At 41.0% G+C, this 26812-nt stretch carries 28 protein-coding genes and 1 tRNA gene; 23 read left to right on the forward strand and 6 right to left on the reverse strand.

What is annotated here, in order from left to right:
* From pseC to J8L86_RS14785, 9 genes are all read left to right on the forward strand, one after another.
* Positions 1 to 1149, forward strand: a complete 1149-nt coding sequence (gene pseC / locus J8L86_RS14745; RefSeq protein ID WP_211030916.1) for a UDP-4-amino-4,6-dideoxy-N-acetyl-beta-L-altrosamine transaminase — start codon at positions 1 to 3, stop codon at positions 1147 to 1149.
* Positions 1146 to 1832, forward strand: a complete 687-nt coding sequence (gene pseF, locus J8L86_RS14750; RefSeq protein WP_055025072.1) for a pseudaminic acid cytidylyltransferase — start codon at positions 1146 to 1148, stop codon at positions 1830 to 1832. The genes pseC and pseF overlap by 4 nt, the downstream gene beginning before the upstream one ends.
* Positions 1829 to 2899 carry a UDP-2,4-diacetamido-2,4,6-trideoxy-beta-L-altropyranose hydrolase gene (pseG, locus tag J8L86_RS14755; protein ID WP_211030917.1) on the forward strand — a complete coding sequence of 357 codons (1071 nt, stop codon included), beginning with the start codon at positions 1829 to 1831 and terminating at the stop codon, positions 2897 to 2899. Before pseF ends, pseG begins: the two co-directional genes overlap by 4 nt.
* A gap of 26 nt (positions 2900 to 2925) precedes the next feature.
* Entirely contained in the window at positions 2926 to 3573 is a 648-nt protein-coding gene (locus tag J8L86_RS14760; protein ID WP_211030918.1) for a NeuD/PglB/VioB family sugar acetyltransferase, read from the forward strand.
* 15 nt (positions 3574 to 3588) lie between these two features.
* Positions 3589 to 4173, forward strand: a complete 585-nt coding sequence (locus J8L86_RS14765) for a hypothetical protein (protein WP_065108559.1) — start codon at positions 3589 to 3591, stop codon at positions 4171 to 4173.
* Positions 4173 to 5096 carry a ketoacyl-ACP synthase III gene (locus J8L86_RS14770; protein ID WP_211030919.1) on the forward strand — a complete coding sequence of 308 codons (924 nt, stop codon included), beginning with the start codon at positions 4173 to 4175 and terminating at the stop codon, positions 5094 to 5096. Before J8L86_RS14765 ends, J8L86_RS14770 begins: the two co-directional genes overlap by 1 nt.
* Positions 5097 to 5109: 13 nt before the next feature.
* The gene (locus J8L86_RS14775; protein ID WP_055025067.1) at positions 5110 to 5343 is read left to right on the forward strand and encodes a phosphopantetheine-binding protein; all 234 of its coding nucleotides are present in this window, start codon (positions 5110 to 5112) and stop codon (positions 5341 to 5343) included.
* On the forward strand, positions 5336 to 6373 hold the full coding sequence (gene pseI, locus J8L86_RS14780) for a pseudaminic acid synthase (protein ID WP_065108557.1): 1038 nt from the start codon (positions 5336 to 5338) through the stop codon (positions 6371 to 6373). The genes J8L86_RS14775 and pseI overlap by 8 nt, the downstream gene beginning before the upstream one ends.
* Positions 6374 to 6507: 134 nt before the next feature.
* Entirely contained in the window at positions 6508 to 7572 is a 1065-nt protein-coding gene (locus J8L86_RS14785) for a putative sugar O-methyltransferase (protein WP_211030920.1), read from the forward strand.
* Positions 7573 to 7638: 66 nt separating this feature from the next.
* Here J8L86_RS14785 and J8L86_RS14790 read toward each other — a convergent pair.
* The 3 genes from J8L86_RS14790 to J8L86_RS14800 form a co-directional block, all read right to left on the reverse strand.
* Positions 7639 to 7714, reverse strand: a tRNA-Arg gene (locus tag J8L86_RS14790).
* A 125-nt stretch (positions 7715 to 7839) separates the two neighbouring features.
* Positions 7840 to 10323, reverse strand: coding sequence for a 6-hydroxymethylpterin diphosphokinase MptE-like protein (locus J8L86_RS14795; protein ID WP_211030921.1), 2484 nt, complete (start codon positions 10321 to 10323; stop codon positions 7840 to 7842).
* A 59-nt stretch (positions 10324 to 10382) separates the two neighbouring features.
* Complete coding sequence (locus J8L86_RS14800; RefSeq protein ID WP_055025057.1) at positions 10383 to 11570, reverse strand: flagellar assembly protein FlgT; 1188 nt, start codon at positions 11568 to 11570, stop codon at positions 10383 to 10385.
* A gap of 290 nt (positions 11571 to 11860) precedes the next feature.
* On the opposite strand from J8L86_RS14800, the gene J8L86_RS14805 reads away from it, so the two are divergent.
* Both J8L86_RS14805 and J8L86_RS14810 read left to right on the forward strand, forming a co-directional pair.
* Positions 11861 to 12568 carry a FlgO family outer membrane protein gene (locus tag J8L86_RS14805; RefSeq protein ID WP_065108544.1) on the forward strand — a complete coding sequence of 236 codons (708 nt, stop codon included), beginning with the start codon at positions 11861 to 11863 and terminating at the stop codon, positions 12566 to 12568.
* Positions 12565 to 13023, forward strand: a complete 459-nt coding sequence (locus tag J8L86_RS14810) for an LPP20 family lipoprotein (RefSeq protein ID WP_065108543.1) — start codon at positions 12565 to 12567, stop codon at positions 13021 to 13023. The genes J8L86_RS14805 and J8L86_RS14810 overlap by 4 nt, the downstream gene beginning before the upstream one ends.
* Before the next feature lie 143 nt (positions 13024 to 13166).
* Here the strand turns inward: J8L86_RS14810 and J8L86_RS14815 are convergent, their stop codons facing one another.
* The 3 genes from J8L86_RS14815 to flgA form a co-directional block, all read right to left on the reverse strand.
* Positions 13167 to 13592 (reverse strand): flagellar protein FlgN, encoded by a 426-nt coding sequence (locus tag J8L86_RS14815; protein ID WP_065108542.1) that lies wholly within the window; start codon positions 13590 to 13592, stop codon positions 13167 to 13169.
* An 81-nt stretch (positions 13593 to 13673) separates the two neighbouring features.
* A complete protein-coding gene (gene flgM, locus J8L86_RS14820; protein ID WP_055025053.1) occupies positions 13674 to 14003 on the reverse strand; it encodes a flagellar biosynthesis anti-sigma factor FlgM in 330 nt (109 codons plus the stop codon).
* A 72-nt stretch (positions 14004 to 14075) separates the two neighbouring features.
* Positions 14076 to 14798, reverse strand: a complete 723-nt coding sequence (gene flgA, locus J8L86_RS14825; RefSeq protein WP_080916258.1) for a flagellar basal body P-ring formation chaperone FlgA — start codon at positions 14796 to 14798, stop codon at positions 14076 to 14078.
* Between the two features lie 299 nt (positions 14799 to 15097).
* On the opposite strand from flgA, the gene J8L86_RS14830 reads away from it, so the two are divergent.
* From J8L86_RS14830 to flgK, 12 genes are all read left to right on the forward strand, one after another.
* The gene (locus J8L86_RS14830) at positions 15098 to 16018 is read left to right on the forward strand and encodes a chemotaxis protein CheV (RefSeq protein ID WP_065108540.1); all 921 of its coding nucleotides are present in this window, start codon (positions 15098 to 15100) and stop codon (positions 16016 to 16018) included.
* Between the two features lie 153 nt (positions 16019 to 16171).
* On the forward strand, positions 16172 to 17005 hold the full coding sequence (locus tag J8L86_RS14835; protein WP_055025050.1) for a protein-glutamate O-methyltransferase: 834 nt from the start codon (positions 16172 to 16174) through the stop codon (positions 17003 to 17005).
* A 149-nt stretch (positions 17006 to 17154) separates the two neighbouring features.
* Positions 17155 to 17553 carry a flagellar basal body rod protein FlgB gene (gene flgB, locus J8L86_RS14840; protein ID WP_065108539.1) on the forward strand — a complete coding sequence of 133 codons (399 nt, stop codon included), beginning with the start codon at positions 17155 to 17157 and terminating at the stop codon, positions 17551 to 17553.
* A 2-nt stretch (positions 17554 to 17555) separates the two neighbouring features.
* Complete coding sequence (flgC, locus tag J8L86_RS14845; RefSeq protein ID WP_211030922.1) at positions 17556 to 17972, forward strand: flagellar basal body rod protein FlgC; 417 nt, start codon at positions 17556 to 17558, stop codon at positions 17970 to 17972.
* A gap of 24 nt (positions 17973 to 17996) precedes the next feature.
* On the forward strand, positions 17997 to 18767 hold the full coding sequence (gene flgD, locus J8L86_RS14850; protein ID WP_055025047.1) for a flagellar hook assembly protein FlgD: 771 nt from the start codon (positions 17997 to 17999) through the stop codon (positions 18765 to 18767).
* A 75-nt stretch (positions 18768 to 18842) separates the two neighbouring features.
* On the forward strand, positions 18843 to 20207 hold the full coding sequence (gene flgE, locus J8L86_RS14855; protein WP_211030923.1) for a flagellar hook protein FlgE: 1365 nt from the start codon (positions 18843 to 18845) through the stop codon (positions 20205 to 20207).
* A 206-nt stretch (positions 20208 to 20413) separates the two neighbouring features.
* Positions 20414 to 21157 carry a flagellar basal-body rod protein FlgF gene (gene flgF / locus J8L86_RS14860; protein WP_065108537.1) on the forward strand — a complete coding sequence of 248 codons (744 nt, stop codon included), beginning with the start codon at positions 20414 to 20416 and terminating at the stop codon, positions 21155 to 21157.
* 11 nt (positions 21158 to 21168) lie between these two features.
* Entirely contained in the window at positions 21169 to 21957 is a 789-nt protein-coding gene (gene flgG / locus J8L86_RS14865; RefSeq protein WP_055025044.1) for a flagellar basal-body rod protein FlgG, read from the forward strand.
* A 23-nt stretch (positions 21958 to 21980) separates the two neighbouring features.
* The gene (gene flgH, locus J8L86_RS14870) at positions 21981 to 22655 is read left to right on the forward strand and encodes a flagellar basal body L-ring protein FlgH (RefSeq protein ID WP_055025043.1); all 675 of its coding nucleotides are present in this window, start codon (positions 21981 to 21983) and stop codon (positions 22653 to 22655) included.
* A 10-nt stretch (positions 22656 to 22665) separates the two neighbouring features.
* Complete coding sequence (locus tag J8L86_RS14875; RefSeq protein WP_082420009.1) at positions 22666 to 23778, forward strand: flagellar basal body P-ring protein FlgI; 1113 nt, start codon at positions 22666 to 22668, stop codon at positions 23776 to 23778.
* Positions 23779 to 23795: 17 nt separating this feature from the next.
* A complete protein-coding gene (flgJ, locus tag J8L86_RS14880; RefSeq protein ID WP_211030924.1) occupies positions 23796 to 24875 on the forward strand; it encodes a flagellar assembly peptidoglycan hydrolase FlgJ in 1080 nt (359 codons plus the stop codon).
* Positions 24875 to 26809: a flagellar hook-associated protein FlgK gene (gene flgK / locus J8L86_RS14885; RefSeq protein ID WP_065108535.1), complete on the forward strand. Its 1935-nt coding sequence runs from the start codon at positions 24875 to 24877 to the stop codon at positions 26807 to 26809. Before flgJ ends, flgK begins: the two co-directional genes overlap by 1 nt.
* Positions 26810 to 26812 lie beyond the last annotated feature (3 nt).

Genomic DNA, 26812 nt, shown 5'->3' on the forward strand with positions numbered 1-26812 from the left:
ATGATTCCATATGGGCGCCAATCCATTTCTGATGCAGATATCGACGCAGTTGTTTCGGTACTCCATTCGGATTTTTTGACCCAAGGCCCGCAAGTGCCGTTATTTGAACAAAATATTGCTGACATCACTAAGTCATCATTCGCGGTCGCAGCCAACAGTGCAACCTCTTTATTACATGCCGCCTGTATTGCATTAGGAGTGACCGAGAAAGCATTAGTTTGGACAAGCCCTATCTCTTTCGTTGCATCTTCAAATTGTGCTCTATATTGCGGGGCTGAAATAGATTTTGTTGATATCGACCCACAAACTGCAAACATGTGTCCGATTGCATTAGCTGAAAAATTAGCCATTGCGGCGAAAAAAGGGGCTTTGCCTAAAGTCATTATTGCAGTTCATATGGCAGGCCATAGTTGCGATATGTTGCAGATTTCGGCACTCGCGCGACAGTATGGGGTTAACGTTATCGAAGATGCTGCCCATGCTATTGGTGGCCATTATCTAAACTCGCCTATTGGTAGTTGCCAATATAGTGATATTACCGTTTTTAGTTTCCATCCAGTTAAAATTATCACCACAGCTGAAGGTGGCGTTGCGACAACGAATGATCCTTTATTGGCCAAATCAATGGCGCTAACGTGTAGTCATGGTATTACCAAAAAACAAACCGAATTGCTCAACCCTGATGAAGGAGGTTGGTATTACGAACAACACGCTTTAGGGTTTAACTATCGCATGACGGATTTGCAAGCGGCACTTGGTAATAGTCAGCTTAATGTTTTGAGTACGTTTATAAGTAAGCGAAATGCACTTGCTTTGGAGTACCAGCAACAGTTTAACGATACTCAAATTAAAGTCGTTACGCCTTTAGAAGACACCTTAAGTGCTTATCACTTGTTGCTTGTTAGGCTGCCAAAAGGCTGCAACAGAAAACAAATTTTTGAAAAGATGCGTGAAGCAGGCATTGGAGTGCATGTTCATTATATCCCGATTCACCTGCAGCCATACTATCAAGAGCTTGGCTTTAAGAAAGGTGATTTTCCGCAAGCTGAAGCTTACTATCAATCTTGCCTCACTTTACCTTTGTTTCCTGATTTAACCTCCGAGGAATTAGCATTCATTTGTGGCACTCTAAAGGAGTTAATCAAGTGAGAATTGCAATTATTCCTGCTCGTGGTGGCAGTAAACGTATTCCAAAGAAAAATATCCGCTCTTTTTGTGGTAAGCCAATCATTGCAAGATCGATTGAAGCGGCGATTGAATCTGAATTATTCGATCACGTTATTGTGTCTACTGATTGTCAGGAAATCGCAAAAATTGCCAAAGATTACGGCGCTGAAGTTCCCTTTGTTAGACCCGCTGAATTATCAAATGATGTGGCGACAACGCGTGTTGTGGTAAATCACACCATTAATTGGGTCAACGATAACTTAGGTGATGTTGAGCATGCTTGCTGCTTGTATGCAACAGCACCGTTTGTAACAGCCAAAGCGATAAAGCAAAGTTTTGCTCAACTTATTGAAGTGGGGACAGACTTTTGCTTTACCGTGACAAGTTTTGCCTCACCTATCCAGCGTGCATTATTTATGAATGACGCTGGCCATGTTGAAATGTTTACCCCGCATCAATTACAAACTCGCTCTCAAGATCTCGTCGAGGCCTATCACGATGCTGGGCAGTTTTATTGGGGTAAAGCTGAAGCTTTTTTACGAGGAGATATAATGTACTCCAACCATGCTACGCCTTTTATTGTGCCGAGGTATCAAGTGCAAGATATTGATACTGAAGAAGATTGGGTGTTTGCTGAACGTATATTTCTAGCGGGAAGAATGTGAAACAAGTCGTAATCCGTGCAGATAGTGGCCGCCATATCGGTAGCGGTCATATCATGCGTTGTTTGACTATTGCAAAGTTACTCAAAAAACTGGGTGCAGAAGTGACATTTTGTTGTCGAAATCATATTGGTCATCAATCTGACGTTTTGAGAGCGTTTCCGCTTGTCATGCTGCCAGAGCCTGAAAAATATACCCACGAGCATGGTGATTATCCTCATAGTCATTGGTTGGGATGCACAGAAGAAAAAGATGCTGAGCAAACGATACGTGAGTTAACACGAGCTGGTATAAAGCCTGATTGGGTCATCGTTGACCATTTCTCTTTAGGTGCAATCTGGGAGCAAAAGTTAACATCAGAAACCCACGCTCGTGCTTTGGTCATTGATGGACTCAGAGATAGGCCACATGAATGTCAGCTTCTTATTGATCCAACACTAAATAAACGTTCTGCTACACCAGGAGAAGGTCAGGTACTTTTTGGCCCTTGGCATATTCCCCTTCGTGAGGAATTTACCGAGATTAATCCGAAACGAAGAACTGAACTTAACAAAGTGTTTGTGTGTTTTGGTGGCGTTGATAAAGATGACATCACGGGACAAGTTTGTGATGTGTTAACCCAGCCGTCATTTCGAAACAAGTTAGAAAAAGTCGATGTTGTGGTTGGTTCGTCATACCCTCACATTGAGCGACTTAGTGCGTTATGTCAGCAATATTCAGGCTATTTGAATCTTGAAGTTCAATCGACACGAATATCAAAATTGATGGCAGATGCTGATTTAGCCATTGGTGCTGGTGGCGGGATTTCTTGGGAACGTTGCGCCGCAGCATTGCCAGCGCTTTGTTGGACGATTGCAGATAATCAGACCGTACCTAATGAACAACTAGCCAGCTTAAATGCCATTATTCACCTCGGAAAAGTGAGTGAAAATTTAACGCACGAACTTGAGTCAAAGATGGCTTTATTATTCGCACAACCCGAAATATTGTCAGCGATGTCTGCGAGTGCAAAAAAGGTCATGTTAGGGTGGGATAAGAAAAATACTTGGATGACACACATACTCAACTAAGTGATTAAAATTAGGAATAAAATTGTATGGGTAAAAAGCGAATCGTTATCATTGGTGGTGCCGGAAATGGGGCAGTATTAGCGCAAATTATACTGGATATGCAGCGCGCCGGTGATGATATTGAGCTAGCCGGATTTCTTAATGATCATCACAGTATTGATGAATTACTGTTTCATTGGCCAGTGCTAGGGAAACCTTCACAGTGGCGCGACTTAGACCAAGATGTACTCTTTGTATTTGCTTTGTTAAGTGTTGGGAAAATGCGAGAAAGGGCTGATTTATTAAAGTCGCTGGGCATTCCGTCTAAGCGGATGGCGACCTTAATTCACCCGAGTGCAATGATAGGTTTTGATTCGCAAATTGGCGCTGGTAGTGTGATTTGCTCGAATGTATCTATTCAACCTCAGGTTAAAATCGGCAGCAATGTGCTTGTTCGAGCTGGAGCGAATGTGGGGCATGATGTACAAATCTTTGATTATGTCGATATTGGTCCTAATGTGTGTTTGTGTGGATATGCCTGCGTGCAAGAAGGGGTACATGTTGCTGCCAATGCCGTAGTACGTGATGGTTTAAACCTTGGAGCTTTTTCTGTTATTGGAGCGGGCTCTGCGCTGTTAAAAGATGCTGGCGAAGGCACTACATGGCTTGGTAATCCAGCCCGTCGAGTCAGCTAGATAAGAGGTGGTTATATGTTTGAATTTAAAGGTAACCGAAACTACTTACACGGGACTGATTTTTATCGGTTTACGCTTGATTATGCCGCTCAACACATGCCTGAAAACACAAGGTTGAGCCAACTGAGTTTTAGAAAGCTTGCACGGTTTCAATGTGAGTTAACAACCCAAAGACCTGATACTGGCACGGTAGTGGCAACAGGTAAATTTAGCCCCAGTGATGGTGACACAGTTCCATTATGGTGGGTTGAGGGAAATACTCTTGTTGAAGGCCGTTATGAGTTTGATGAAGATGAGTTAGTTGCTAATGCGGAACTAACAATATCACCAGCAACAATAAAGATGCACAAACCGGTTGACGATTACACCTGTATTGAAGTGCTTGTAGCGTTGACCAAAAAAATGCATAACCAAATTGCTCCTCTTAGCAAAGGGAAATGGTTGTTCGGCCAGTTAAACCTGACACAAAATTTACCGACAGAATATCAAAGCGCAGAAATAAAGCTTCAATCCATGCTACATGGCAAATTTTCAGTGTCTGAAGTGTGGCTAGACGGAGTAAAGCTAGGTCAAATTAGATTTATCGTGGAGGGACAATAATGGAAATCGGTATTCAAGCTATTGCAAGTTATATCCCTACCTCCTCAATTGATAATGTAGAGCAAGGTAGTCACTTTGGCGAAACGGCTGAATTTGTTGAGTCTAAATTAGGCCCCGTTAAGTTGCCTCGTAAGGCCGAAGATCAAGAATGTTCTGATTTATGTGTTGCAGCCATTGAACAGCTCGTTAAGCAACAGCCGAGTTTTGATAAAGAGAAAATCGATGCTCTGATTGTCGTGACTCAAAATGGTGATGGTGAAAAACTGCCTCATACCGCAGCAATAGTGCAACAAAAAGCGGGACTACCGAAAACGATTGCCGCTTTTGACGTATCACTTGGCTGTTCAGGCTATGTGTATGGCCTTTATATTATTAAAGGGTTGTTGCAAGCTGCTGGAATGAAACAAGCTTTGTTGATAACAGCAGATCCTTATTCGAAGGTTATTGATACTTCTGACAGAGTCACTTCCATGTTATTTGGCGATGCTGCTACTGTGAGTTGGATTTCGCAAAATCCTGTATTCAAACTGGGCCCTGTCCTGTTCGGCACGGACGGAGAGGGAGCAGAAAGCCTACAAGTTCGAGAAGGCATTTTGTCGATGAATGGGCGACAAGTATTCAACTTTGCTTCTATGAATGTCCCTAAGCATATCAAAGAGTTGTTGGCCGCTTGCGAATTAACAGAGGCTGAAGTGGATGCTTTTTTAATTCACCAAGGTAGTGCAGCGATTGTGGATACCATTGCACGGCGTTTTACGGACAAAAAGCGCTTTATTAAAGACTTGAAGGACACGGGTAATACGGTTTCTTCTTCTATTCCTCTTTTGATAGAAAAACATGCAATGAATAGTGAATGGAATAACATTGTACTAAGTGGATTTGGTGTAGGCTTCTCGTGGGCCAGTGCATTAATGTATAGATAATTAGGAGGCCAACATGGTCAATTTAGACGTAATAAAAAAAGCCTTAGAAGAGTCAGGTGCAGCAGTTGATACCGAAGGTCTAGTGCTTGATAAAACCTTTGAAGAAGCAGGGTTTGATAGCCTAGATATGTTTAATTTATTTGTTGAACTTGAGCAGCTTACAGGTCATCAAGTTCCTGATGAGCTGATTGACGAGTTAACTTCCCCAGCCGCTTTAATCGCTTATTTTAGTAAATTAAATGACTGATTGGTTACCTAAAAAAGCCATAGTGATTGCCGAATTGTCAGCCAATCACAATGGTAGCTTACAACGAGCTTGCGACACGGTAAGGGCGATGGCTGATTCTGGAGCGGATATTGTTAAAGTTCAAACATACCGTCCAGAATCGTTATGTCTAGATGTCGATAATGACTATTTTGGCAAACGGAAAGCGGGTTTGTGGAAAGGACGTACCTTATGGAGTCTTTATCAAGAAGCCGCATTGCCTTATGAATGGCACCAGCCATTGCAAGCGCTTACCCACGAGTTAGGTATGGCGTTTTTCTCAAGTCCGTTTGATCTTGAGGGTGTGGATTTTCTTGAAACACTTAATGTTCCTTACTATAAAATTGCTTCTTTCGAAATTAACCACATTCCGCTCATTGATAAAGCCGCACGTACAGGCAAACCTCTGATTATTTCCACAGGCGTTGCGGATGATAAGGACATTGAGTTAGCGCTTAAGACTTGTTTCGAAGCAGGCAATACTAATGTTGCTTTACTTAAATGTACCTCTCAATATCCTGCAAGCTTAAACGATGCCAATCTTCATATGATCACCGATATGCAGAAAAAGTTTAACGTGCCGATTGGGTTATCCGATCACACCATGGGCTCATTAGTGCCGATGACAGCTGTGAGCCTGGGAGCCAGAATCATTGAAAAACACTTCACATTAGACAGACATGATGGCGGCCCAGATTCTGCTTTTTCAATGGAGCCTGATGAGTTTCGTGACATGGTAAATCAGATCAGAAATGTCGAATCATGTTTAGGTAAAGTCAATTACAGTGTGTCTGAACAAGATAAACTTCGCCGCCGCTCAATTTTTTATTGCCGAGACCGCTCTGCCGGTGAGCTGATAGGCGAAGAGGATATTAAAGTATTGCGTAATGGCAGTGGTTTACATCCAAAGCATATGAAGTCTTTAATTGGGGCAACATTGATTCGCAGCGTTAATGTTGGTGAGCCAGTATTGGCTGAGGATCTTGATAAAAAAGATTTTCTGCAACAATAGTGAAACTGGTCATAACGCAATGGAGTCGTTGTGTGTGGGCTATTCGCTAAAATGTATTTTACTTACTTCCTGCTTTATTGTTTTTGTTAACTTTAACAGGACGTTAATAATAAAAAATGAAAGGGTGATGTTCCATGTGGACTGAACAAATTGAAATAATCAGTAAAGATATGAAGCAAGTTGATTCCAAATATTTGCCAACCAGCTTTTGGCAATTTGGTGCTAATGGCTTGCAGCAAGATATTGAAACTCATGGTATTGAAAATTTCCGAAGTCTTAAGAGTGCATTATCGTTTTTTGTACCAACCTATAAATTTCATGGTTGGGCGACGCGTCATGAAAAGTATCAAGACCTGGTCGGAGTTTGCGAAGCTCAGTTAGCTGGAGATCAAAAAGCAATTCTATCTATGCAGGATTTCTTGTCGGGTGAAAGCCATGCAAGAAGTGATTTTAGAGTGTATAAAGCAAGTGAGACTAACAAGCAGCCGTTTACTGATAAGTTCAGTGAAAGCTCGATAGGTACACCAATTGAACATTTTGAGTTCGAAAACCGTAAGTTTAGTCGCTCTAGTTTGAATTATTTATTGGGTCTTAATTTCCTTAAACAGCAAATTAAAGATGTTCCAATTAATACAGTGCTTGAAATCGGTGGCGGTTTTGGCTCCCTCGGCGAGATTTTATTAAGCGATAGTCGTAACAACACATTCTATATGAATGTTGATATTGCACCGACTTGCTTATTTTCGACTTACTACCTCCAAACGCATTTTGGAAAAGATAATATTGCTGATTATCAAACGGTTAAATCGATGCAAGAACCATCTTTACCTAACCTTTCTAAACGTTATAAAGGGGCCGTTTTGTGTCCATGGCAATTGCCTCAGGTGAGCGGCGATTTAGACATGTTCGTTAACTTTATTTCTTTTCAAGAAATGGAACCTGATATCGTTAAGAACTATCTTGAACATGTTGCCAGACTCAACTGTAAATACGTGCTTTTACGAAATCTACGTGAAGGAAAACAATTGGCAACAGATGGCAGCCATGCAGGGGTTAAAGAGCAAATTAAAGGTGATGATTACGATACCTTTTTACCTGATTATCAGTTGGTATCAACGAATGTTCATCCATTTGGGTTTGAAACGGTAGATGGATTTAATTCAGAATTGCGACTCTATAAACACAAGAGTTTGAGTTAAGTCTTTATAAGTAAAGTTCACATAAGAGTTAGAGGGGGGAGTTATTAGCATCTTAATAAGCTGATATGGTCTCCCCACAAGGACTCGAACCCTGATCGATCGCTTAGGAGGCGACTGCTCTATCCTGTTGAGCTATAGGGAGACAGGGCAATTATACAAGCTTTTAATATGATTAAAAGGCTTCAAATTTAAATGCTTAATAGTTAAGCAGTTGAGTTAGTTGACCTTTAATCGTCAACTAACGCGTAGTTTCAACATCATAGACTTTTAAGATGCATTACCTGTTGCTAACTGATTTAGGTAGTTTCTAGCGGTGACATTATCAGGATTGATTTGCATCACATTATCGAAAGCTGATTTAGCCCCTTCGATTTGCCCAAGCCCTGCTAAAAAGACGCCGAGTTTAATCAATGTACTTTCGTCAGTAGGGTATTTGTCTAAATAATTTAAATACAAATCCAATGCTTGCTGGTTTTTACCTTGTAAGGACAATATATGGGCATGCTGAGGGTAATATTCGTCACTGTACTGACCTAAAGACGTTATTGTTTCTTCTGCTAAGTCAATTTTGTGTAATTTTAGTGCCAGCAATAACTGCTGCTTTAATTCGACTTCAGTTCTGCTTGTGGGTTCAATTTCCAGTAACGCAGTTAATGCTGCATCAAAGTTATTTTCTAAAAAATGTACATAATGCAACGCGAGATGGAATAACCTATGTGCAAACTTATCATTGGCAATTAATGGCTCTATATTGTTAGTGAGTAGTGTTAAACCATCGATATTCTTATGTTGTTTCAAATCTAGAATTTTGGCTAATGTATTGTCTAAATTTTGGTTCTTTTTCTTCATCGAAAAGTATGGATGAGCAAAGCTTGTGAGTTGATCTTGATAGCTGTCACTTGCTGATTTTAGTTTGGATTTTTCATCTAGTGTCAAAGAGCTAGCGGCTGTGTTGTTGAGCATCGCTTGAAAAATATTGACTCGTCCCGGTTGGTTATGTTTTTTCCAGCCTTCGGTAATCAATTCTATTGATGGTGTGTCGCTTATTTCTTCACGTCTTAATTTGACAATATCTAGCGCGGTCTCTGTTAATTCTTGAAGCTGTTCAGTAATGATTTGATAAGCACTATAGTACAAATGAGTCATTGAATTCATTTGTTTAAAGGACCAATCCTGAGTCTCCTTTGTTGTCAGAAATTGCGTAAACTCAAAATAGCCGAATACCTTTATCGACATATTATATTTTGCAAATTTCTTATTTATTTTTTGCTCAATTTTATCGATTTCACTCGCTTTAGCTTGAAACGCTGCAGAGTGCTGTTTCAACTTTTTAGCTTCATTATTAATGTGTAAGGCTTTGATAGCCAGCTTGCTTATTGCTTTGAAAGCCTCGTTAGCAGCAAATAATTCAGTTTGAATACGTTGTAATTTTTCTTGTTTGTTTTCACTAGCAGATGGAACCATGTCGAGTAACTGACTTGGACTGCAATCAGCTGAAACAATTGAAACTTGTTCTTTTGGTATATGGGTAATACCTTGAATTTTAGCTGCATTTATAGATAGGTTAACGATTTCAACATTAGGGTAAGTCTCAGCTTCTTCTTTTAGCGCGAGTGCTGCATGTATCAGTTGAATGGGCGTTTCAGCAATGCTACCTGAGTAGGTTTCTACCCACTCATGAATAATACTATTATTACTTCCGGCACTGGCTTCAACGCTTCCTTTTGCATGAGTGACGCCTGCAGAGGAGTGACATAAATCAACGCCGCTTAAAAGCACTTGTTTAAAGCCCATTTCAATTGCCACTCTGATAGCACTATTGGTTACCGTAGGACCAATGGTAAGAATGTTGTTAGTTTCTTCCCATGGGAACCGATTGCCTAAGAACAATGATTTTCCATTCCACTGAGCAATGATTCGATGATTGACATGATGTGAGTTAATAAACAGGCTTTCATTTGCGAGGCCCATCATATCGCGGTTAACCTCAAAACTTGTATCTTGAGGATCTACTGAAACAATAATATGAGCTGGGATCCCAGCAGCAGACAACTTTGATGCGAACCTTGATACGGTAAGAATGAAAAGCTGTTCATAATTAGCTTTAATCCAATCAATATGTTCATCAAGTGATGGGCCACCACCAATCACTATTGCAGTTTTACCTGCAAATTGATTTTTCAATATCGAAGCTGGTTGGTTATTTTCGACAACATTGAAAAATTGTTCTACAAAAAATGACTTTTGAGTAAAATTTGCTTTATGTGAGGTGGTTTGTTGTTTTATTAACTTATAAATTTGGCTGTAGTAGCCTGAATATTCTTCAACCACGCCTGCAGAGGCGGCTAATGAGAGTGTAATGGCGATTTGATCTTTTATAAGGAATAAATCATCTTCGCCCGATTCTATATGTTCATTAAGTTCTTCAAGACTTAGCACTTTAAGGTAGTGTTTCTGCTCCTCTGGTATATCAATATTTAACATCGACATGACTTCTGGAAGCTCTACAAAAATGTATTTACTTCCTGCTACCTGTGGAGACTCAAGAATATAATTAACCAATAAGCCAGAATCGAGACCTAGAATGATGTGTAATGTATCTTCCTTAAAAATATCCTGTTTATACTTCTTTTTAAAAGCGGTTATAGAGTCTTCTTTTTCAAAGGTATTCCTGTTGATGCAGGGCAAGTAGTACTCATCAAATTGACTAATGGCGAACTGATTATTAAAAACTGATTGTGATGTAGCCATTGTAAGTAAAACCTTCTTGTCTATTGGTATATGTTTTATCGATTCATGTTCACTGATGTTTAAATCTTAATCACAATATCTTGGATCTGTATGTTGCCAGAGCTTTCAATACCTTCTAGTAGGGCTGTGGCGCTTTCTTCTGAAACTTGTTCTATGGTGACCGTAGCTCTATTTTTAGTTGCAACAGCTCGCATTAAATTCACTCTATCAGGAATGTTTTGTTGTAACACGATTTGGAAGTTATCACCCATTTTGACGTTATTTCGACGGCCTAAATTAATGATGATTCTATTACCTTGCTTAGCAACGATTTGACCGAGTAAAGGTCGGCAATTTAGTAAATTATCAATATCTTGAGTGCTTTGTTGTAAAAGCTGATTCATAGTTTGACCATAAGTTGAGCCCCAAAACCGTTGGGTTGAAGGTGAAACGGTTTCATCTCGTTCAAAATCCCACTCAGCTTCTGCTTGATAGTCTTTGCTCCACACTTTTTCACCACTAATGCCATGGAACATGGTAAACCGTAAATTAATTTGCCTTAAAGGTGTCTCATCCCATAATCCAAATAAAGAGCTCGAGTATGGCTCGGTTGAAATATCCAGGATTTCCGGTTGTAAGATATATTGGCTGTCGGTTATTTCGCCAAGCCAGCTTGGTATGCGTTGGCCTTTGAAGTTAATGAGTTGGTTGGTATGGTCAAGCTTCTCCTCGGCGTGCATACGAGCAAAACTGTAGTCAGAGCCATTATTTAATAAATTGCCAAACTGCTGTGATAAAGCTTGTTCAAAGTTAGCAAGTTGTCCGTATCGAAGTTGTGAGCGGTCACGCATGATGGCTTGGGGGATCATTATTGCCGCTTTTAATTGTTGGCTGTGGCATTGCTGTGCTTGGGGTTTAGACTCAAGATTGAGCCGCAACATAACCGTGATATCTGATGCGCTGATGATTTCAGACACGAGCTCAATATCGTTAGCTTGACCCATGCGTTTTATTTGAAATGCATCTTGAGTTAAGTTGCCCTGATTAATACTTTGCTGGCTATTAAAGTTCACACCCGCTTTTAAGCTGGCATAGTTTAATGCTTGATTAATCGCATCCTCGCGGGCTTTATCTATATTGCCGTCAATAATTTTGGCTTTTCCTGACACTTCAACTCTTTGCGCTAATACAGAGTGACTGAAACAAGCTGAAAGAATAACCAGCATGATAATCGTCAAATATTTAGAGCTAACGTTTGGCATGTTCATGTTCGCTTTTCACAATATCGAAGAAAAAGGGTGCCAACTCTATGACGGTTTAGCACGACTTAAATTAATTATCATAATAAAAGCAAAAACCATGCCTGTATGAGCTTTTAGCAGTGAACAGATGGAGATAAATTCTTCATTTCAAGGTAAAGGTTTTGAATGTGTGGTCGATACACTATCTATAGTGTGTTTAATGTGTGCTCTGATTAGGCCTAAAGCCAGTTAGCGGCAACATTACTGAACCTAACATCACATCAATGCTGAGACGTCATTGTAATAAGGAATAAGCCATGAGCCGTTTAATCATTTTTCCCATTGCGTTGCTAGCGGCTGCTTGCGCTAGCGAGCCGCCTGTGTCGACAAATGAGTTAGCTTATGTAGAAAAGCCTACTGAAACTAGCTTTTGGTTTAGTGATGATGCTGAAGTGCAGCCTGCGCCTTTACAATATGACATTACTAAAGCCGGTCTAGCCCCTAAATCACATGTGAATATATTGGCTGAAAAAGTCGTAAATGAATTGGTTTTACAAAATGACAGTTTACGCTCTGACCAACCTTTACTTGTAACCACTCCGGTTAATACCAGTGATTACAGCAAAACGGATGCTTTAGGCTTACAGTTACAGCAAGGTTTTGTTGCCGCTTTTCATAGTCATGAATTTAACTTGGTCGATTTAAATGTGGCGAATGCATTACGTTCAACTGAGCATGGCGAGTTTATTTTAAGTCGAGATTGGAAGTTACTTCCGTCTGATTTGCCTGTCTCTCACGTTGTCGTTTCGACTATGGATACCACACCAATGGGCTTAGTTCTTAATGCAAGAATTGTGAATGTGACTAATAATCGGGTGGTGTCAGCAGTGCAAACTTTTGTGAATATGAATAGTCTACCTGGCTATTTATCACCTTCAAATCAAGTCATTTTTCAAGATGGATTGCTTTTCCGCCATGAAGCGTCTGGTCAAGGTAATGCCGTAGTATTGGGAGCGAAATTATGAATAAGTTAGTGGTTCTATTGGTTTCATTATTGGCAATCTCGATAAGTGGTTGTGCAAGTAATGATAAATATGTGCAATGGGAAACAGAAGCGCCAGATCAGTTCCCTAAGTTAACTGCAATTGGTTATGCGCCTTTAGCGACTCAGCCTGCGAAAGAGCAGTCACATAAAGTTCTAATGGCCATGCAAGCGTCAAAAATCGCGGCATATCGAGAATTAGCCGAGCAGGTATATGGTCAACAGATTGATGCTCATAGCCAAATGAGCGACTGGATGCTCAATAACGAAACCGTTTCTGCCAATGTGTCAGGAATGATTAAAGGGGCGAAAGTAGTAAAAAGCTATCCTGCGGGGGATATGTATGTGACCGAGTTAGAGCTGGATTTTGCTCAGGTGTGGGATCTTTATCAGCAACAAAACCGCCCCCGTCGTGTAAAAGAAGTGACATACTTTTAATGTAAATTCCGACAAACATAAAAAAACCGCCAATAAAGGCGGTTTTTTTATGTTTGTCATTAGCGATGATGTTTTGCCATTGGAGAAATTGCAGTTGACCTAGGATGAACTGTCTACATGGCTTAAATTGATATTAGCTTAACTTAGGCTTTTAGGTTTTGGCCTAAAGATGAAATTGTCGACGTTCGGCCTTTATCGTTATAAGTTAAACTGGTGGCATTTCTACTCATTTGCATGGCTTGAGAAAAGCGGTTTAAGCTCGCGATATTCAGTTCGATTAAGCTAGCATTTTGATTATTGATGTCTTTACACTCTTCGAGAATGGTTTTAGCTTCAGCGACTTTCTCAATGAGTTTAGGCTCTGAATTGAGCAAAGATTTATCAGGATGATTAGCTAATTTCTCATCATTTTGTTGAAGCGTATTCAAACACGCCACTTTTTCGCGTGCAAGTGCTAACAAGGTGTCGGCATCTTGATCTGCTAAGGCCTGCTTTTCTGCAGATACAAGTTTTTTCAGCGACGACAAAGTGCCGTGCTGAAAAGATAACAGCTGTAGTAATTCATTCATAATTTACTCTTTATAAAAACCCACATCATAACGACAAGGCGTAATGCGATGATGATTGTTTATCCAAGAGCAGGTATGACGCTACTCTTGGTCGAAATTTAGTCCGCTCATGTCAGCTTCAAAGCTTGCAATATTTGCCGCTAATTTTTCAGGGTCGACTTTATAACGTCCCTCTGAAATGGCTGACTTTATTGCATCAACTTTGCTTTGATCAATTTCAGGTAAAGATGCCATGTTAGTTTGGGCTCCTTGCAGCTGCTGTGCTTGCGAGGTAATGCTGACCGAATCACTTTTAATAGGTGCAGCCTGTTGCCCAGCTGACTCGGCAGCTTTTGGGGCAGCACCTGAGTCACGATTAGTACGCAACTGAGTGTGTGATGCTGTTTTAAGATTGTTAATATCAATTGCCATTTTAGGCTCCAGCGTAATTTATGGTTTTCCTAACAGGCTATCGACCCTGTTGGAAAAAACTTTAGGAATATTTTACATCCTAACTTCAACTTCGCCAACTCCTGTGACAATGACATCTAATCGTCTGTTTGAGTTGGCATTTCTGACTCTTATTGCATCGCCTATATTGCCATCTCTTAATGCTTCACCAGCTGTTTTTATTTCAAAGCTATTTGTTTTTGCGTAAATGGATACCGAATCCCCCTTACAGACAAAACATAGGTTATTATTCAGCAATGGGGCTTTCGCTGCGACACGTCTTTTAGAGCGGGTGCCGATTATGTTGCTTGTGTCTGAGAAAAACTGTCCTCGGATACTGTGTTGGTCAACGTAATTAATTTCGATGGCTTCAGGAGTGATGAGCTCACCTTTTTCAATGATGCCAATTGCGGTGACGACGGGATACATGACTTCGACTTTAACCGATAAGTACATTTGCCAAGGGTAATCGTAGTCTGGGCTGATGCAGCTAATTTTAACGGTATTGGTTCGGTTAATCGGTCGGTCGCTTGCCATAGCAACAGAGAGAGGAGGGTAACAAGCGGGTGGGGTTAACCTTCCTTCTAAGCTTTGGGGAATGATATTCACTTTCGCATTGGGGTTGGCATTTGGACTGGTTGCAATTTTTTTTGCAACTGTCTCTTTAGCTAGCTCGGTGATGGTCGATAAAGTATAGGTAATAGTGCTTTGTTCACTGGCAAAAACCGGTAAATGAATGCAAAGAATGAGCAATAACAGTAATGTGTTTTTCTTCATATCTTGTTTCTAGCGGTGGTGGCCAGAATACCTCTATACTTTTAAGTTAAGCTAACAACGCTTTGATTTTGGATAAATGGTTATCGGGCAAATAAAGCGTCATAAGTTTGACTTTTTTGGCTTGAAAGCACCGATACGGTTTAAATAAGCAATAAGTATGCCTATTACCTAAATGCGATAGTCATCGCGACATAAATAATTGCAGCGTATGCTACAATTTGACAAATATGGCTTATGGTCGCTTTAAGTCATAAGTAATAAAGTCCTTAGGGGCAGTATAAATAAAACAAGGCAGGGTTATGTCGAGTATTCTTGAGTCAGTTAATAAACGTACGCAGCTTGTAGGTCAAAACAGATTAGAGTTGTTACTATTTAAGTTGAATGGACGTCAGCGTTTTGGCATTAACGTATTTAAAGTAAAAGAAGTGCTGCAATGTCCTCCGTTAACGACATTACCTCGTTTGAGTCCGCTGATTAAAGGTATTGCCCATATCCGTGGTTCAACCATCTCTGTGATTGATTTGAGTGCTGCAACAGGTGGGCGTCCTCTTACATCGACAGAGAATTGTTTTATTATCATTGCTGAATACAACCGAAGTATTCAAGGGTTCCTAGTCAGTTCAGTTGAACGTATTATCAATATGAACTGGGAATCGATTATGCCACCACCACAAGGGGCTGGGCGTAACTCTTATTTAACTGCGGTAACAGAAATCGAAGGTGAATTGGTTGAGATTTTAGATGTTGAAAAAATCTTAGACGAAATATCACCTGTTAAGACTGAAATCAGTGAAGAAGCTAATGAAGCGTTAACCATTGATCGTGACCAGCATTATCACATCATGGTCATTGATGATTCTGCAGTGGCCCGTAAACAAATTATTCGTTCGCTTGAGTCGCTTAATTTGCAAATTGATACCGCCATTGATGGTAAAGATGCGCTAGAAAAGCTTAAAGCGATTGCGACAGAGATGGATAATGTTGCTGAAGAAATACCTTTGATTATTTCGGATATCGAAATGCCAGAAATGGATGGTTATACCTTAACGGCTGAAATTAGAGACGATCCTAAGTTGAAAGACATTAAAGTGGTACTTCATACATCCCTTAGTGGTGTATTTAACCAAGCAATGGTTGAGAAAGTGGGTGCCAATGACTTTATCGCCAAGTTTAATCCAGATGAATTAGCATCTGCTGTAAATAAACACCTAATTTTATAAGCAATATTGATAAGTCTGACTATGATTAAATAGATAGTCAGACAGTTATTGTGAGCAATACGTTGTGCTTGTCGATAGTCGTGATAAGTTAATAAAAGTAACCTGTTCACTCTGAAGTGACGCTAGTGTCATTTCTTATAATAGGATGTAAATGTGACGAATAAATCACTCGCTGAAGCAGAATATAATCAGTTTAAGCTCTTTTTAGAACAGCACAGCGGCATTGTATTAGGTGACAACAAGCAATATTTAGTAAGAAGCCGATTAGCTCCTTTGATGGGTAAATATGATTTGCCGTCATTATCAGAAGTGGTTAAAAGGTCGATGAAGCCAACGGAAAGGCATTTAAGGGCCGAAGTCATTGATGCAATGACAACGAATGAGACCTTGTGGTTTAGGGACAAATATCCGTTCGAGTTGCTCAATAATGCGTTATTACCTGAATACAGTCGCTTAGGAAGACCGTTAAAAATTTGGTCTGCTGCTTGTTCTTCAGGGCAAGAGCCTTATTCGCTTGCGATGACGATTTTGGAATACCAGCAACGTAAACCAGGCGCATTACCGGGTAATGCAACCATTCAAGCGACAGATTTATCTCCGTCAATGCTTGAGCGTTGTAAAAATGCTGAATACGATAGTTTAGCCCTCGCTAGAGGGTTATCACCTGAGCGTAAGCGCCAATTTTTTGATCCTTTGCCTTCCGGTAACATGAAAGTAAAAGATAATGTGAAGCGTTTGGTAAACTTTAGGGCACACAATCTTCTTGAAAGTTATAGCCTTTTAGGAAAGTTTGATATTATTTTTTGCCGTAATGTTCTGATTTATTTTGCCCCAGAGGCAAAAGCAAAAATATTGCGGCAATTTGCTGCCGCTTTAAATCCTAACGGTATTTTGTTTTTAGGGGCGTCAGAGTCTATCTCAGGATTAACGGACGAGTTCAATATGGTTAGGTGCAACCCTGGTATATATTACCAGAAGAAGAGTTAACTATAATTTATTGTAATAGTTGAATATTTTTATTTATTAATGCCAGCATTCGTTGGCATTTTCATTTTTATCATTTCATTTCTAATAATCTAATTTTTTTGGCATAAGCTTTGCTTTAATTCTGTCAGTTAGCTGGTGGAGGCAATTTTATGGCGATTAATTTTGAAAATGGTTTAGGTATACATCAATACTCTTTGGGCATACGTGCACAACGGGCTGAAGTGCTATCCAGCAACATCGCCAATGCTAATACGCCAGGTTATAAAGCTCGAGATGTCGACTTTGCTGCAGCAATGAACAGCGCACGCGCTAAGCAAAGTGGATTACAGATGAGTCAAACAACTGACAAACATTTCGACTTGAAAGCGTTAAGCCAGGAAAACGTTAAGTTTAGAGTGCCTAATCAACCAGATACAGGTGATGGCAACACCGTTGATTCTCAACAAGAACAAGCGGCCTTTATGCAGAACTCCTTGGAATATCAAATGTCACTGGGTTTTCTTGAAAGCAAGTTCTCAGGCATGCGTAAAGCTATTAGAGGTGATTAATCATGAGTCTATTTAATATTTTTAATGTGTCGGGTTCTGGTATGTCAGCACAATCAGTGCGACTTAATACTACCGCCAGTAACATTGCCAATGCTGATTCAGTTTCCAGTAGTGTTGATCAAACTTATAAGGCTCGTCATCCGATTTTTGAAGCTGAAATGGCCAAAGCAAGCCATGAGCAAAATAGTTCTCACAGTGTCAATGTTAAGGGCATTGTTGAAAGTGATAAACCGTTATTAAAGGAGTTTTCTCCTGATCATCCTATGGCTGATGGTGACGGCTTTATTTACAAACCGAATGTCAATGTGATGGAAGAGATGGCGGATATGATTTCAGCATCTCGTTCTTATCAAATGAATGTCCAAGTGGCTGATGCGGCAAAATCTATGCTGCAACAAACACTTCGTATGGGTAAGTAATATGAATTTTGTGGGGGGTAAAAGATGAGCCTCATTAATCCTTACAGCAGTCAGTCTTTACCACAGACTCAATCTGCTAGTAGTACTGGTATTGCATCCAATACACAAGAAACAGCCAGTACGGGGAATGCATTTTTAGACAGTGTGGCCTTACAAGGAGAGCCAGAAACACCTGAACCTAATAGCCAGGAACTGACTCAATCAGATTTCTTTGCTTTATTGAGTCAACAGTTATCAATGCAAGATCCATTTAAGCCTGTTGAAAACGATCAAATGATTTCGCAAATGGCATCATTCTCAACCGTTGACGGTATTGCCAAGTTGAATGAAGAAATTCTCAACTTAAATAACTTAACGAGTTCGAGTCAGGCGCTGCAGGCTTCAAGTTTAGTAGGCCGTAAAGTGTTAATTCCGTCTGATACGGGGCACATATCGTCAGATAGTCCAGAAGTCAATGGCGTGATAAGTACACCAACTTCTATCGATACGATAACAGTCAGTATTGAAGATGAAAGTGGCCAAGTTATTAAAACCTTTGAAGTTGACGGCTCTGCTGGCGGTAACATTGATGTGTCATGGGATGGGCTAGATAAAAATGGCGACCCAGCTCCTGAAGGCAATTACGCGATAAAAGCGAACGGCAAAATTGATGGAAAATCAGAAGATTTAGCAGTATCGACCTATGCGCATGTGACGAGCGTGTCACTGGGTAACACCACAACAGGGGCAATATTAAACCTACGTGGTATTGGTGGTATTCAGCTGTCAGATGTCTTAGCTGTCACTGAAAGTTAATTAGCTTATCAAATTTAAAGCTGGCAGCTGTGGCAGTCAGTAAAACAAACAGAATGAGTAGGAAAGGGGTGAATTATGTCGTTTAACATTGCTTTGAGTGGTATTTCTGCAGCTCAAAAAGATCTCAATACCACTGCGAATAACATTGCTAACGTTAACACCGTAGGCTTTAAAGAATCTCGTGCCGAGTTTGCTGACGTATATGCTAATTCAATTTTCTCAAACAGCAAAACTGCTGTCGGTGGCGGTGCGACAACGACACAGGTTGCACAGCAATTTCAGCAAGGCAGTTTACAGTTTACTAGTAACTCTTTAGATATGGCGATAAGTGGCGGTGGTTTCTTTGTGACATCATCAGGTGTGGGAGTTCAAGATCACGCATTCACTCGTGCTGGCGCATTTAAAGTTAACTCAGAAAGTTACATGACTGATTCAGCTGGTAACTATTTACAAGGGTTCCCAGTCGATGCTGACGGTAACTCTACCTCGGTTAGTTTAACGACGACTCAACCAATTAAGATCCCTGATACGGCAGGTAGCCCAGTAAAAACTGAGAATATTGGCCTACAGATGAACCTTGATGTGGGTGAAACGCCATTAGATCCTGCTAACTTTGATCCCAACGATCCTGACACGTTTAATAAATCAACTTCAGTGACGATTTATGACTCACTTGGTGAATCGCACATTATGACCACCTATTTTGTTAAGCCGACAGAAGGGGCTTATACCGGTGAAAGTAATTGGGTTGCATTCTATGCTGTAGATGGCAAACAAGTTGATATTGACCAAGCAAATGGTGGTTCATACGGCGCTGATACGACTGGTGACGGTGTTGCTGATACGACAAGGTTTGCTGAAAATGCATCAGGTTGGAAAGGCTCGGTATTAAAGTTCAATGATGCGGGCGCATATACTGGCTCAGATCCTGCGGTGGTTGAAACTGTTGAGCTGGGTGTTAATGGTGCTAACGTATTAGGCCCTGGCGCAGATGGCAGTCAAAAAGTCACCGTTGGATTTAATAACCCAACTCAATATGCATCTCCATTTGAAGTGACTGAGTTAACTCAAGATGGTACCACCGTCGGTCGTTTGACTAACGTAGGTATTGGCGAAGATGGCTTGGTGACAGCAAGTTACAGTAACGGCTCGACTGAACCGTTAGCTCGAGTTGCTTTGGTTCGTTTTGCTAACGAGCAAGGTTTAACCCAAGTGGGTAATACTTCTTGGAAAGCCAGCTTAGATTCTGGTCCAGCGCTAGCAGGTGAAGCAAATAGTGGTACCTTTGGTAGTATTCGTTCATCGGCGCTTGAACAATCTAACGTTGATTTGACCACTGAGTTAGTGGATTTGATTTCTGCACAACGTAACTTCCAAGCGAACTCTCGTACACTTGAAGTGAATAACACGTTAAATCAGTCGATTCTTCAAATTCGATAAGTTTGACTTGTTTTGACAAAGAGTTGCCGCAACGGCAACTCTTTGCCTTTTCGTTTTTTGCCTCTTGTTGTTTTTCTTTTCACTTCCTGCTTTTCAAATACATTTCATTTAGTTAGCCATTCTCTATTCACAATTTATATATTGGCACACTCATTGCTAGTTCTAGTTATATCTTTAGTTATGTAAAAAGTTTGACGGAGCGGCAGATGGACAAATTACTGTATGTTGCCATGAGTGGGGCAAAGCAAAATATGAATGCTTTGGCTGTTCGTGCCAATAATTTAGCCAATGCGAATACCGATGGTTTTAAAGCTGATTTGGCTCAAGCTCGCTCTATGCAAGCATTTGGGGAAGGCTTACCGACACGTGTCTTTTCTATGACTGAAAGCCCTGGGCAAAATTTTAGTTCAGGCCCAATTAAAACTACGGGTCGTGATTTAGACATTGCGATTAAAGATAAAGGTTGGATTGCAGTGCAAGGTGCTGATGGCGGCGAAGCGTATACCCGCTCCGGTAGTCTAAGTTTTGACAGTACAGGCTTATTAACTAATGGTCGAGGCAACCCTGTTATGGGAGAGGCTGGACCGATAGTTTTGCCACTACCAATCGACAAAGTTCAAATCTCGCCTGATGGCATTATTTCTGTAAGACCTCAGGGCGCAACTGCGGATGTGGTTGAAGAAGTGGCCCGAATTAAATTAGTTAATCCATCAAATGAAGAAATGATGCGTGGTGAAGATGGGTTATTTAGGCTGACTTCGGGCTTAAATGCGCCGAACGATCCTAATGTGAATATCGAAACAGGGGCTGTTGAAGGCAGTAATGTTAACGCTGTTTCAGAAATGGTGGCGTTAATTGATATCCAGCGTCAATACGAAATGCAAGTGAAGATGATGAAAAATGCCGAAGAGCTAGACCGTGCTTCATCATCCTTAATGAGAGTGAGTTAGGAGTAATAATTATGCATCCCGCTTTATGGATCAGTAAAACAGGCTTAGATGCCCAACAAACCGATATTGCAGTTATTTCTAATAACGTGGCGAATGCGAGCACCGTAGGCTACAAAAAAAGCCGTGCAGTATTCGAAGACTTGCTATATCAAACAGTCAATCAAGCTGGTGGTATAAGTGCTGATAATACTAAGCTGCCGAATGGTTTGAACATTGGTGCCGGTACTAAGGTCGTGGCAACTCAAAAAATGTTCACCCAAGGTAACATGTTAACCACTGATAACTCTTTAGATTTAATGATTGAAGGCCCTGGATTTTTTGAAGTCGAGATGCCTGATGGCACCGCTGCTTATACCCGAAATGGTCAATTTAGCTTAGATGAAAATGGCCAGATTGTGACTCCAGGTTCTGGTTATGTCGTGCAACCGTCAATCACCATACCTGATGACGCAACTTCAATTACAGTCTCTGCCGAAGGTGAAGTATCCGTAAAATTATCTGGCGCGACAGAAAGCACAGTTGTTGGACAGTTAGCCATGAGCGATTTCATTAATCCATCAGGGTTAGATCCATTAGGGCAAAACTTGTATACCGAAACTGGCGCAAGTGGAACGCCTATTCAGGGCACAGCTTCTTTAGATGGCTTAGGCGCTATTCGCCAAGGGGCATTAGAAACATCAAATGTTAATGTGACTGAAGAGCTAGTAAACCTGATTCAAAGTCAGCGTATTTACGAAATGAACTCTAAAGTGATATCAGCTGTTGATCAGATGATGTCTTACGTGACTCAGAACCTATAACTGTTATTGAAAGGAACTGGATTATGAATAAATACCTAGCGTTAGCATCCGTTATTTTCATTGCCGGTTGTAGTTCAACGCAACAAAAACCTATACCTGATGATCCATTTTATGCGCCAGTGTATCCAGAAGCACCACCAACTAAAATGGTGTCGACGGGGTCGATTTACATGGATCATCAATCGTCGAGCTTATATTCAGATATACGAGCACATAAAGTCGGTGACATTATCACAGTGTTGTTAAATGAATCGACTCAAGCTAAAAAAAGCGCCAATAACGAAATCAAAAAAGACTCTAATTTGAGTGTTGACCCTATCTATGCTGGTGGCGGCAATGTGACCATTAAAGGTGTACCACTTGATTTACGTTATTCTGATGCGATGGACACCAAGCGTGAAGCTGATGCTGACCAATCTAACAGCCTTGATGGCAGTATCTCAGCTAACGTGATGCAAGTGCTCAGTAATGGCAACTTGGTTATCCGTGGTGAAAAATGGATTTCGATTAACAATGGCGATGAATTTATTCGTGTTACAGGCATGGTAAGAAGTCAAGATATCACTCCTGAGAATACAGTTCAGTCAACTCGAGTAGCCAATGCCCGCATTCAATATAGCGGAACGGGTACATTTGCAGATGTTCAAAAAGTAGGGTGGTTAAGCTCATTCTTTATGAGCGAATGGTGGCCTTTCTAAGGAGTATGCCATGAAAATTTCATCTTTATTTATCTCCATTGCCCTTACCGCCTCAGTTGCATTAACGGTATTTTCTGCGCCAGTTCAAGCACAGCGAATTAAAGATATTGCCAACGTTCAAGGTGTACGTAGTAACCAACTGATTGGTTATGGCCTTGTGGTTGGTTTGCCCGGCACTGGTGAAAAAACCAAATACACTGAACAAACATTCAGAACCATGCTGAAAAACTTTGGCATTAATTTACCTGATAATGTGAACCCTAAAACCAAGAATGCGGCCGTGGTAGCGGTGCATGCAGAGATGCCAGCATTTATTAAGCCCGGTCAAAATATTGACATTACCGTATCGAGTTTAGGTGAAGCAAAAAGCTTACGTGGTGGTACTTTACTGCAAACCTTTTTAAAAGGGGTTGATGGCAATGTTTACGCTATTGCACAGGGTAGTCTAGTGGTTAGTGGTTTCAGTGCAGAAGGTTTAGATGGTTCGCAAGTGATTCAAAATACGCCAACAGTTGGGCGTATTCCTGGTGGTGCGATTGTTGAACGCAGTGTGATGAGTCCATTTGCGACAGGGGATCATCTAACTTTTAACCTACGTCGTTCAGATTTTTCTACCGCTAAAAGTATGGCAGATGCAATTAACGACTTTTTAGGTCCAGGTATGGCAAGAGCGTTAGATGCAACCTCTATTCAAGTCAGTGCGCCTCGTGATGCATCACAGCGAGTTTCTTTTTTAGCGACATTAGAAAATGTTGAAGTCGAGATAGCTGATGAATCTGCGAAAGTGATTGTTAACTCACGCACTGGCACCATTGTCGTTGGCCAAAATGTGCGTTTAATGCCTGCAGCTGTGACGCATGGCGGATTAACGGTCACCATTGCAGAAGCAACGCAAGTTTCGCAGCCAAATGCATTTGCAAATGGTCAAACGGTTGTCACTACAGATAGCACAATTGATGTTGCTGAAGAAGACAGTCGTATGTTTTTGTTTGACCCAGGTACGACATTAGATGAGCTTGTACGTGCTGTAAACCTGGTTGGCGCAGCGCCTTCTGATGTGCTTGCAATATTAGAAGCGTTAAAGATGGCAGGCGCTTTGCATGGTGAACTTATCATCATCTAAATATTGTCGGTACGACTATGGAAAAGCTGTCAAATTCATCGCACTTTCTGGATCTAGGAGGACTAGATTCATTACGTTCTCAGGCTCAGAAAGACGAGAAAGCGGCACTTAAAGAAGTCGCTAAACAGTTTGAAGGTATCTTTATTCAAATGCTGATGAAAAGCATGCGTGATGCTAACGCAGCTTTTAAATCAGACAGTCCAATGAACAGTCAAACCACTGAGTTTTTTGAGAACATGCGTGATCAACAAATGTCAGTGGACTTGTCTGATAAAGGTATGCTGGGCATTGCTGATTTAATGGTTCAGCAATTATCACCTCAAGATACACCATTTAAGCCTGCCTCTGTCCTTCGTGGCGATATTGATGCAAACATTCAACATGGTTTATTTGATAACAAATCAGCAGACATTGCGGTCAGTCCAATACCGTCATTTGCGCAAAAAATACCCAATGAACCAGTAGTAAATGTTAATCAGCTTGCCAGTCATCACTCGGTTATCGATGAGCAAGCAATGGCGAAAATTCTGGCAGGCGAAAAGGGTACTTCAGTTGCCGCTAATGGCAATCAATTGCCGCAATCAGTCAATAAAGCGCCGTCCGAATTTAGCAACCCTGCGCATTTTGTTAATACGCTTTATCCCCATGCTGAAAAAGCAGCTAAAGCCCTGGGAACAACACCTGAAGTGTTGCTTGCTCAGTCAGCACTTGAAACAGGCTGGGGTCAGAAAATGATCAGACGTCAAGACGGCACGGCTAGTAATAACCTGTTTAACATTAAAGCCGATACTCGCTGGCAGGGTGATAAGACATCGGTGAACACCTTGGAGTATGAGCAAGGCAAGGCTGTTAAACAAAGAGCTGACTTTAGAATGTACGACAGTATTGAACAAAGCTTTAATGATTTTGTGTCCTTTATTGCCAATGGTGAACGTTACCAAGAGGCCAAAAAAGTGGCTGCAGAACCTGCAAAATTTATTAATGAGTTACAAAAAGCTGGCTACGCCACTGATCCTCAATACGCAAAGAAAGTGCTAAAAGTGATGGAAACAGTGACTAATGGACTTAAGTCTGCATTACCAGGAGAGACTAACTAATGGCTGTTGATTTATTAAATATCGCCCGCACCGGCGTACTGGCGGCTCAATCTCAAATGGGCGTTACCAGTAATAACATTGCTAACGCCAATACGATTGGCTATCACCGTCAAGTTGCCGAGCAGTCGTCGTTAGAATCCCAAAAGATTGGTAACAGCTTTTATGGCACGGGTACTTACGTTACTGATGTAAAACGGATCTACAATGACTTTGCTGCCAGAGAGTTACGTATAGGTCAAACCTCAATGAGCGCCGCAGAAACTCGTTACACCAAAATGAATGAGATGGATCAGCTCTATTCACAAATTGGTTCAATGGTGCCAGATCGATTAAATGACTTTTTCTCAAGCATTAATAGTGTGGCGGATTTACCAACCGATATCGGTATGCGTGACAGTATGCTTGGCGCAGCGCAACAAGCTGCAAGTAGCCTAAATCAAATGCAGTCTCATCTCGACTCACAGATGAAACAGACTAATAGTCAAATCGGTGCGATGGCTGATCGCATCAATGAAATCAGCAATGAGCTGGCTAGCATTAATCTAGAGCTAATGAAAAGCGAAAGTCCAGACAGCCAGTTACTAGATAAACAAGATGCACTTATTTTGGAGTTAAGTGAGTATTCCGAAGTCAACGTTATTCCGCTTGAGAATGGTGCTAAAAGTGTCATGTTAGGCGGCTCTGTGATGCTGGTGTCTGGTGAAGTTTCAATGCAAATCGGTACCACGACTGGAGACCCTTATCCCAATGAATCTCGTTTGACCACAACCACTGGTAATCAAAGTTTAGTTATTGATGGATCAAAACTAGGCGGTCAACTTGGGGAGCTATTTAAATTTCGCGATGAAACCTTAGTGCCTGTTGGCCAAGAATTAGGTCAATTAGCGTTAGGTATTGCTGATGCATTCAATGAAATGCAGTCAAATGGCTATGATTTAAATGGTGAAATTGGTCAAAATATATTTACTGATATAAATGATCCACTGATGTCAGCTGGGCGTGTCGGTGAATTTGACGGAAATACTGGTACTGCCAAAATCCGAGTCAACATAGATGATGTCGGTGAATTGACAGGAAGTTCATATGAACTGTCGTTTACTGCACCTTCAACCTATGAGTTAAAAGATACTAAAACAGGTGAAGTACAAGCTTTGACCTATGATGCTGTCAATAACCAGTTAACGGGCGGAGATGGATTCAGTATCCAAATTGACTCGGTGCCAGCAGGTTTTGCAGATGGTGATAAGTTTGAAATTAGACCTAATGCAGGCGCCGCAGCAGGTATTGGTGTCGAAATGACCGATCCCAAAGGTATTGCAGCAGCTGCCCCTAAAATTACTGGTGAACCCACTAACTCGGGTGACACCAGTGTTAAGTTAACTAGCATAGATAGAGCAAATGCTAATTTCCCTGTGACTGATAGTGAAATCACTATTCAAATCGATACCGTTACAAATACTTATCAAGCTTTTGACGCCAGTGGCGCAGCAATTGGTGGCCCAACGGCATTTACTCCTCCACAAATTAGTACACCTTATGGCTTTGATTTTGAAATTAGCGACACGTCAACAGCTGGCGTAACCGACAGTTATACCTTCGATTTATCATTTGCCGAAGGAGATAACAGCAATGCGATAGAAATGGCGAAACTGTCAGATGAAAAATTAATGAATGGCGGCACAACGACCTTAGCTGGCGTGTTTGAAGGTAGTAAGCTTGATATTGCTAGCAAAACCAAAGCCGCTGCCGTGTCTTTTGAATCAAATGAAGCTGTTTATCTACAAGCATATAACCGTGTACAAAGTGAGTCGGGAGTGAACTTAGATGAAGAAGCTGCCAACTTAATGCGTTATCAACAATCTTACCAAGCTTCAGCCAGGATCATGACAACAGCTCAGCAAATGTTTGATTCATTGCTTAGTTCTGTTCGTTAGGAG

Origin of the sequence: Shewanella sp. MMG014, from assembly GCF_018100775.1 — a bacterium.
In the GTDB taxonomy this organism is placed as follows: Bacteria; Pseudomonadota; Gammaproteobacteria; order Enterobacterales; family Shewanellaceae; genus Shewanella; species Shewanella japonica.